Origin of the sequence: Microbacterium sp. (genome assembly GCF_026393345.1) — a bacterium.
Lineage (GTDB): Bacteria > Actinomycetota > Actinomycetes > Actinomycetales > Microbacteriaceae > Microbacterium.
Genome location: NZ_JAPLAI010000042.1, coordinates 1 through 8,426, shown reverse-complemented (window position 1 = coordinate 8,426; position 8,426 = coordinate 1). Strand labels below are relative to the sequence as shown.

The 8,426-nt window shown below is 70.9% G+C and carries 8 protein-coding genes, 1 rRNA gene and 1 pseudogene (1 of these 10 running past the window's edge); all 10 read right to left on the bottom strand.

Translation table 11 applies throughout. From position 1 onward, the window contains the following. Window positions 1-231: pseudogene (locus NT132_RS07355) on the bottom strand (ScpA family protein) (it extends 632 nt beyond the left edge of the window). Window positions 232-259: 28 nt separating this feature from the next. After that, window positions 260-1,093: a ParA family protein gene (locus NT132_RS07350; protein WP_297786962.1), complete on the bottom strand. Its 834-nt coding sequence runs from the start codon at window positions 1,091-1,093 to the stop codon at window positions 260-262. Between the two features lie 160 nt (window positions 1,094-1,253). Beyond that, entirely contained in the window at window positions 1,254-2,177 is a 924-nt protein-coding gene (locus tag NT132_RS07345; RefSeq protein WP_297786960.1) for a site-specific tyrosine recombinase XerD, read from the bottom strand. 1 nt (window position 2,178) lies between these two features. Next, complete coding sequence (locus tag NT132_RS07340; protein ID WP_297786959.1) at window positions 2,179-2,760, bottom strand: NUDIX hydrolase; 582 nt, start codon at window positions 2,758-2,760, stop codon at window positions 2,179-2,181. Between the two features lie 6 nt (window positions 2,761-2,766). Next, on the bottom strand, window positions 2,767-4,482 hold the full coding sequence (locus tag NT132_RS07335) for a CTP synthase (protein ID WP_297786958.1): 1,716 nt from the start codon (window positions 4,480-4,482) through the stop codon (window positions 2,767-2,769). 14 nt (window positions 4,483-4,496) lie between these two features. Continuing rightward, window positions 4,497-6,188 carry a DNA repair protein RecN gene (gene recN, locus NT132_RS07330; RefSeq protein ID WP_297786956.1) on the bottom strand — a complete coding sequence of 564 codons (1,692 nt, stop codon included), beginning with the start codon at window positions 6,186-6,188 and terminating at the stop codon, window positions 4,497-4,499. Then, window positions 6,185-7,120, bottom strand: a complete 936-nt coding sequence (locus tag NT132_RS07325) for an NAD kinase (protein ID WP_297786954.1) — start codon at window positions 7,118-7,120, stop codon at window positions 6,185-6,187. Before NT132_RS07325 ends, recN begins: the two co-directional genes overlap by 4 nt. After that, window positions 7,117-7,917, bottom strand: coding sequence for a TlyA family RNA methyltransferase (locus NT132_RS07320; RefSeq protein ID WP_297786952.1), 801 nt, complete (start codon window positions 7,915-7,917; stop codon window positions 7,117-7,119). Before NT132_RS07320 ends, NT132_RS07325 begins: the two co-directional genes overlap by 4 nt. Then, the gene (locus NT132_RS07315; RefSeq protein ID WP_297786950.1) at window positions 7,914-8,072 is read right to left on the bottom strand and encodes a hypothetical protein; all 159 of its coding nucleotides are present in this window, start codon (window positions 8,070-8,072) and stop codon (window positions 7,914-7,916) included. The genes NT132_RS07320 and NT132_RS07315 overlap by 4 nt, the downstream gene beginning before the upstream one ends. A gap of 226 nt (window positions 8,073-8,298) precedes the next feature. Beyond that, a 5S ribosomal RNA gene (rrf, locus tag NT132_RS07310) occupies window positions 8,299-8,415 on the bottom strand. Window positions 8,416-8,426 lie beyond the last annotated feature (11 nt).

The window sequence follows — 8,426 nt, the reverse complement described above, 5'->3', positions numbered from 1 at the left end:
GGGTCCGAGGGCACGCAGGTAGGCGATGAACTCGTCGGTCACGCGGCTGAGCGAGACCTCGGTGATGTCGAGCTCGTGCTTCGAGATGAGGGTCAGCAGCAAATCGAACGGGCCGTCGAAGACGCCCAGGGTGACCCGGAAGCCAGCATCACCATCGACGCCGGCGGCGTCCTCGCCCGTGTCAGGCGACGGTCGGACGCCTGCAGCGTCCTCGACAGGCGCAGTGCCCATCGCCGCCTCCGGCGGGGTGGCGCCGTCGCTAAGCGACGGCGCCACGAGCGACCAGCTCCCGCGCCAGTCGCAGGTAGGCCTGTGCGGCGGCGTGCTCGGGCGCGAACTCGGTGATCGGCATCCCGGACACGGACGCGTCGGGGAACTTCACGGTGCGACCGATGACGGTCTCCAGCACGTCGTCGCCGAACGCCTCGACGACCCGCTCCAGCACCTCGCGGGAGTGGAGGGTGCGCGGGTCGTACATGGTGGCCAGCACCCCGTCGAGGGTGATGGCGGGGTTCAGCCGGTCGCGGACCTTGTCGATCGTCTCGATGAGCAGCGCGACACCGCGGAGGGCGAAGAACTCGCACTCGAGCGGGATGAGCACACCGTGGCTGGCGGTGAGCGCGTTCACGGTCAGGAGGCCCAGCGACGGCTGGCAGTCGATGAGGATGACGTCGTAGTCCTTGGCCACGTGCCGCAGCACCCGGGCGAGAATCGTCTCGCGGGCGACCTCGTTGACAAGGTGCACCTCGGCGGCGGACAGGTCGATGTTCGCCGGCAGCACGTCGAGGTTCTCGACCGAGCTCGCGACGATCGCATCGCGCGGGTCGCGCTTGGTGTCCAGCAGCAGGTCGTACACGGTCGGCTGGTCGTGGGTCTGGATGCCGAGGCCCGCGGACAGCGCACCCTGCGGGTCGAAGTCGACCGCGAGCACCTTCCGGCCGTATTCGGCGAGGGAGGCGGCCAGGTTGATGGTCGTCGTCGTCTTGCCGACGCCACCCTTCTGGTTGCAGAGGGCGATGATCCGGGCCGGGCCATGAGAGGTCAGCTCGGGTGGGGTCGCGAACCCGTGATAGGGGCGTCCGGTCGGCCCCATCGGGGTATCGCCCGTTAGGGACGAGGTCCCTTTGCCCTTGCTTGCGCGCTCCGCCACCGTGCTCCTGCTCTCCCGGGTCGTTCGATCGATTCTAGCCAGCGCGAGGCCGGGACCGCGGATGCCGTGCCGAGAGGATGCCGTCCGGTTGCGGATCCCGTCGTCAGCGGGCGCGGGGATGCACGGAGGCGTATACGTCGCGGAGGGCGTCGACGCTCACGTGCGTGTAGATCTGGGTGGTGGCCACAGAGGAGTGGCCCAAGAGCTCCTGCACCACGCGCACGTCCGCACCGCCCTGCAGCAGGTGCGTCGCGAACGAGTGACGCAGGGTGTGCGGCGAGACGTGCGCGGTGAGATCGGCCGCCTCGGCGGCCCGCTGGAGCACCGCCCACGCACTCTGGCGCGACAGCGGCGCCCCCCGCACCCCGAGGAAGAGCCGGGGGCTGCCGCGGCCCCGGGTGACGAGATCCGGCCGGGCGCGGGCGAGGTAGGCGTCGACCGCCGCACGCGCGAACGAGCCGACCGGGACGATGCGTTCCTTCGAGCCCTTGCCCCGCACCCGGAGCACGTCGCCGTGCGCCAGGTCGTCGACGTCCAGCTGCACCACCTCCGACACCCGCGCACCGGTGGCGTACAGCAGCTCGACGAGCGCCCGGTCGCGCAGCTGCGCGGCGCTGGCCGGGGTGTCGCCCCCGGGCGCAGGACCGGCGGCGTCCAGGAGCCGCTCGACCTGGTCGATGGTCAGCGCCTTGGGTAGTCGCTGCGGCAGCTTGGGCGGCCGGAGCTTGCCCGACGGGTCCGCATCCGAGATCCCCTCACGCACGAGGAAGCGGTGCAGGCCCCGCACGGACGACTGCAGCCGAGCGAGGCTGGATGCGGCCGGCGGCGGCACCGCGGACGCCCGCTCCGCCGCGAAGGCGGCGACCACCGCCGGCGTGATCTGCGCGGCGTCGTCGATGTCGTGCGCGGTCAGCCACTCCAGGTACCCGCCGAGGTCGTGCCGGTAGGCGGCGACGGTGTGGTCGGCGAGCCCGCGTTCGATCGCGACGTGACGCAGGTAGACGTCGACCGCCCGATCCACCCGCATCTCAGGCCTCCGCGTCGCGCCTCAGCCGCTCGGCCGCGGCCAGCACACCGGTCGCGAGGATGCCGTTGCGCATCCGGCCGGCCATGACCGCATCCACCGCATCCGTCAGCGGCACCCACTCGACGCGGATATCTGCCTCTTCGTCCTCGCGCGCGAACGTCTCCGCCGCAGGGCGGAGGTCGCGGGCGAGGAAGAGATGCACGACCTCGTCGTTGCCGCCCGGGGTGGTGAAGATGCTGACGAGCTCGTCCCACCGTTCGGCGCGAAGGTCGGCCTCCTCGGCGAGCTCTCGCCGTGCCGCATCCATCGGCGCCTCGCCGGCGACGTCGAGGAGCCCCGCGGGCACCTCCCAGTCGCGGTGCCGGATGGGGTGGCGGTACTGCTGGATCAGCAGCACGCGCTGCTCGTCGTCCAGCGCGATGACGGCGGCGGCGCCGGGGTGGGCGACGTACTGCCGTCGGATGCGGCCGCCGTGGTAGCGGACGGTGTCGTCGCGCACGTCCCAGATGTTGCCGGAGTACACGAGCTCGCTCGAGATGACCTCCGGTGAGACCGGTTCGTCACGCAGTTCGTCGATCGCCATGCCGGGTCACTCCGCTCCGGTCTCGTCCTCGACCTCGAACAGCTCGCTGGCGCGGTGACGCTCCAGGGCCGCCCCGACGAGCCCGCGGAACAGCGGGTGCGCGGAGGTGGGACGCGAGCGCAGCTCCGGGTGGGCCTGTGTGGCGATGTAGAACGGGTGCACGTCGCGGGGCAGCTCGACGTACTCCACCAGGTCGAGTTCGGGGTTGAGACCCGAGAACACGAGACCGGCGTCGGCGATGCGACCCCGGTAGGAGTTGTTCACCTCGTAGCGGTGCCGGTGTCGTTCGGACGCGCGGGACGCGCCGTACACCTCCGCCGCGATCGAGCCCTCCGCGAGTGCCGCCTCGTACAGGCCCAGACGCATGGTGCCGCCGAGGTCGCCATGGTCGAGGATGTCGACCTGCTCGGCCATTGTGGCGATCACCGGGAACTCGGTGTCGGGGTCGAATTCGCTGGAGGACGCCCCGGGGAGGTCGGCCATGTTGCGTGCGTACTCGACGACCATGCACTGCAGGCCCAGGCAGATGCCGAGCGTGGGGATTCCCTGCTCACGGGCGAACTTCAGCGCGCCGAGCTTGCCCTCGATGCCGCGGATGCCGAAGCCGCCGGGGACGACGATGCCGTCGATCGCGGACAGTGCCTTGGCGGCACCCTCCGGGGTCTCGCAGGTGTCGGAGGGGATCCACGTGATGTTCACGTGCGTCTCCTGCGCGAAGCCGCCGGCCTTGAGCGCCTCGGTCACGGAGAGGTAGGCGTCGGGCAGGTCGATGTACTTGCCGACCAGGCCGATCGTGACCTCGTGCTTGGGGTTGTGGACGGCGTTCAGCACCTTCTGCCAGCGGGTCCAGTCGACCTCGGCGGCCTGAGACAGCCCGAGGGCGCGGACGATGTACTCGTCCAGGCCCTGCTCGTTGAGCATGGTGGGGATGTCGTAGATGCTGGGCACGTCGACCGCGTTGACGACCGCGGCCTCGTCGACGTCGCACATGAGCGCGATCTTGCGCTTGTTCGACTCGGTGACGGGGCGGTCGCTGCGCAGCACCAGCGCGTCCGGCTGGATGCCGATGGAGCGGAGGGCCGCGACGGAGTGCTGGGTGGGCTTTGTCTTCTGCTCACCGGAGGCACCCATGTACGGCACCAGCGACACGTGCACGAAGAACACGTTGTTGCGGCCGAGCTCGTGGCGGATCTGGCGGGCGGACTCGATGAACGGCTGCGATTCGATGTCGCCGACGGTGCCGCCGATCTCGGTGATGATGACGTCGGGGCGAGGCTCCTCGTCGGCCTGCAGCCGCATCCGGCGCTTGATCTCGTCGGTGATGTGCGGGATGACCTGCACGGTGTCGCCGAGGTACTCGCCGCGACGCTCCTTGGCGATGACCTGCGAGTAGATCTGGCCGGTGGTGACGTTCGCCGCCTGGCTCAACTCGATGTCGAGGAAGCGCTCGTAGTGCCCGATGTCGAGGTCGGTTTCGGCGCCGTCGTCCGTGACGAAGACCTCACCGTGCTGGAACGGGTTCATCGTTCCCGGGTCGACGTTCAGATACGGGTCGAGCTTCTGCATGACCACGTGCAGTCCGCGCGCGGTGAGCAGGTTGCCGAGACTGGCGGCGGTCAACCCCTTACCCAACGAGGAGACGACACCTCCGGTCACGAAAATGTGCTTGGTGGTGTCGTCGTGGGTGCTGCCGTGGGGACCTGATCCAGAAGAGTTCGTCACGGGCTTCCATCCTATCAGTGGGTCGGGTGTGCGAGCGCGAGCAGCTCGCGAGCATGGTGCAGCGCCGCCTCCGAGTCGGGGAGCCCCGACAGCAGCCGCGCCATCTCCGCCTCCCGGTCGGCGCCGGTGAGCGCACGGACGCTGGATGCGGTGACCGAGCCGTCGCTCTGTTTCAGCACGGTGAGGTGGTTGTCGGCGAAAGCGGCGACCTGAGCCAGGTGGGTCACGGCGATGACCTGCGCCGTACGGGCGAGCGCGGCGAGCCGCCGGCCCACCTCGATCGCGGCGGCGCCGCCGATCCCGGCATCCACCTCGTCGAACACGAACGTCGGCACCGGGTCGGTGCCCGCGATGACGACCTCGATTGCGAGCATGACGCGGCTGAGCTCGCCGCCGGATGCGGTGCGGGCGACCGGACGAGGTTCGGCGCCCGGATGCGGTGCCAGCAGGATCGCGACCTCGTCGCGGCCGGTGGCGTTCTCGGCGGTCGGCGTCACGGTGATCTGAACGCGGGCGTCGGGCAGGGCGAGGGCGTGCAGTTCGCTGGTCACCGCGGCACCCAGGCGCGCGGCGGCCTCGGTGCGCGCGGCGGTGAGCGCGGTCGCCGCCTCATCCAGCGCGGCTCGGGCGGCGTCCCGTTCGGTCTCGAGCCGCTCGATGCGGGAGCCGTCGTCCTCCAGCTCGGCGAGGCGGAGTGCGCCGTCGCGGGCAAGGTCGAGCGCCGCATCTAGGCTGCCGTGGGCGCGGATGAGCGCCCCGAGCACGGCCTGCCGCTCCTGCACGGCGGCAAGCTCATGAGGGCCCGCGTCATCGAGGTCGGCGAGATAGCGGGCGACGGCGGCGGCGAGGTCTGCGGCCCGGTAACCGAGATCGGCGGCCTGCTCGGCGAGATCGGTGAGCGCCGGGTCTCCCCCGCGCTCGAGCGCGCGACGCGTCTCGGCGAGGAGCGAGACCGCGTCGGGGGCGTCGTCCTCGGCAGAGAGCGCGGAGTGGGCGATCGCGGCCGCCGCCCGCAGCTCCTCGACGTTCGACAGTCGCTCGGCGCGTGCGGCGAGCTCGACGTCCTCCCCCGGCTGCGGATCGGCGACCTCGATGAGGGCGAGCGCGGCACGGAGGTCTTCCGCCTCGCGGACGCGGGCGTCACGGGTGCGGGTGAGTTCGTCGAGCTCCGCAGCGATGGTGCGGGATCGCTCGTAGGCGTCGACGTAGGCGGCCAGCGCGGCCGCCACCGGAGCGCCGGCGAAGCGATCGAGCGCGTCGCGCTGCGCGGCGGCGGAGCGCAGCCGCAGCTGGTCGGACTGGCCGTGCACGACGACGAGGTGGTCGGCGAGGTCGGCGAGGACACCGGCGGGCGCGGGCCGGCCGCCGACGGACGCACGGCTGCGCCCCTCGGCGGTGAGGGTGCGTCCGAGAAGAAGTTCGGCCCGCCCGGAGCCGAGGGGTTCGAGTTCCCCGCCGGCGTCGATCACCCGATCGGCGACCGGGCCGGTCTCCGGCACGACCCAGACGCCGTCGACGACGGCCTGCGCGGCTCCCGAGCGCACCGCGCTAGAGTCGGCCCGCTGGCCGAGGAGGAGCCCGAGACCGGCGACGACCATGGTCTTGCCGGCACCGGTCTCGCCGGTGATCGCGGTGAAGCCGGGACCGATTGGCAAAGTGGCTTCGGCGATGACCCCGAGGTCCCGCAGTCGCATCTCCTCAATCACGAGGTACTGCCGGTGGTGAGCTGGTCGGGGCCGCGCCACCCGGCGACGGGCAGGTGGAACTTCTGCACCAGCCGCTCCGTGAACGCGGACGGGTGGAGCCGCGCGAGCCGCACCGCGCGGCTGGAGCGGCGGACGACAACGCGGGCGCCGGGCGGAAGATCGTGCGAGCGGCGGCCGTCGGCCCACAGGATGCCGGTGCCGTCGGTGCGGGCGAGCACCTCGATCGCCACCGCAGCCTCCGGGCCCACCACGAGCGGCTTCGCGAACAGGGCGTGAGCCGACAGCGGCACGACGGCGATCGCCTCGACGGTCGGCCAGATGACGGGTCCGCCAGCAGAGAAGTTGTATGCGGTAGAGCCGGTCGGAGTCGCGACCACGACGCCGTCGCAGCCGAAGCTCGACAGCGGGCGGCCGTCGATCTCGATGACGACCTCCAGCATCCGCTCCCGGCTGGCCTTCTCGACGGTGGCCTCGTTGAGCGCCCAGGTCTCGTAGATGACCGAGCCCGCGGCGTCCTTCACGCGGACAGCCAGGGCGAGTCGCTCCTCCACCCGGTAGTCGCGGGCGACGGCGCGGGCGACGGCCTCGTCCATGTCGTCGCGTTCGCTTTCGGCGAGGAAGCCGACGTGGCCCATGTTGATGCCGAGGATGGGCGCGGAGCCTCCGCGCACGAGTTCGGCTGCGCGCAGGATCGTCCCGTCACCGCCGAGGACGATCGCGAGCTCGATGTCGGTCACCGGGACGTCGATATCGAGGGCAGGAAGGTCGGCGCATTCGGGCAGGTAGATGCTGAGCTCGTCGCGATCGTCGGTGGCGAGCACGGGGTGCGCGCCCGCCGCCTGCAGCGCGCTGATCACCCGCTGCGCGGCGTCGACGGTGTCGTCGCGGCGAGCGTGCGCAACCACCAGGATGTGCCGCTCAGCGTCGCTCATACCGTTCCCGTCAGTTCTCGGACCGTGCCCATCCATTCTGTCGGACTGGTGCCGTCGTCGGCGCCGAACCAGGCTAGGTACTCGACATTCCCGTGCGTGCCGGGAAGCGGGGACGCCTGCACCCCGCGTGTGCCGAGCCCCTGATCCCATGCGGCCCAGAGCACCGTCTCCACGGCCTCGGCGCGGAGCACCGGGTCGGTGACCAGTCCCCCGCGGACGGCCGTGCGTCCGACTTCGAACTGCGGCTTGATCAGCAGCACGATGTCGGCCCCGGGTGCGGCCACCTGCCGCACCGCCGGCAGCACATGCAGCAGCGAGATGAAGGAGAGGTCTCCGGTCACCACCGAGGGGCCTGCGGACACCCCGCTCGCCTCGCGCAGGTTCTCCGGCGTCATGTAGCGGACGTTGAAGCCCTCGACGGCGATGACGCCCGCATCCGCCGCGACCTCGGCCGCCAGTTGGCCGTGACCGACGTCCACCGCGACTACGGGTTCGGCACCGCGTTCGCGGAGCACCTGGGTGAACCCGCCGGTGGAAGCGCCCATGTCGAGCGCCACGCGTCCGCCGACGTTGATGTCGAACCCGTCGAGCGCGGCAAGGAGTTTGTGCGCCGCGCGGCTGACGTAGTGGTCCGCCCCGGCGACGTCGAGGGCCGCGTCATCGGCGACCGGGGTCGACGGCTTCACCACGGGACGCCCGTCGACCGTCACGAGCCCCGCCGCGATGAGCGACGCCGCGTGCGTGCGCGATCGCGCGAGCCCGCGGGCGGAGAGTGCGGCGTCGAGACGGGCCGTCATGCCTGCGACGGCGATGAGTCGAGCCGGCGGGACAGCTCGTCCAGCAATGCCGCATAGGCAACCGCTCGCTGTCCGAGAGGCTGCTGCTCGATCACCTCGAGCGTCGGGAGCAGTCCGTCGGCCGCATTCTCGGTCTCGTGCTCGTCGCTGGACATGTGGTCCAGGATACGCGAGGCCGCCCGGCACCCAGAGAGCCACGGCCTCGTGCGCCGCAGCGACACCCCCGCACGCGCATGTCCCACTTTTTGCCGTTTTGAGTGCCCCACAGCAGCAGAAGACGGGACATGATCCGCAGATAGTGGGACATGGAGCGGCACACGTCATCGACGCGTTAACGAGAAAAAGCCACCCCAACATTGGGGTGGCTTTTTCACGGAAGAAGTCCGGCGGTGTCCTACTCTCCCACAGGGTCCCCCCTGCAGTACCATCGGCGCTGAGAGGCTTAGCTTCCGGGTTCGGAATGTGACCGGGCGTTTCCCTCTCGCTATGGCCGCCGAAACACTATTGAT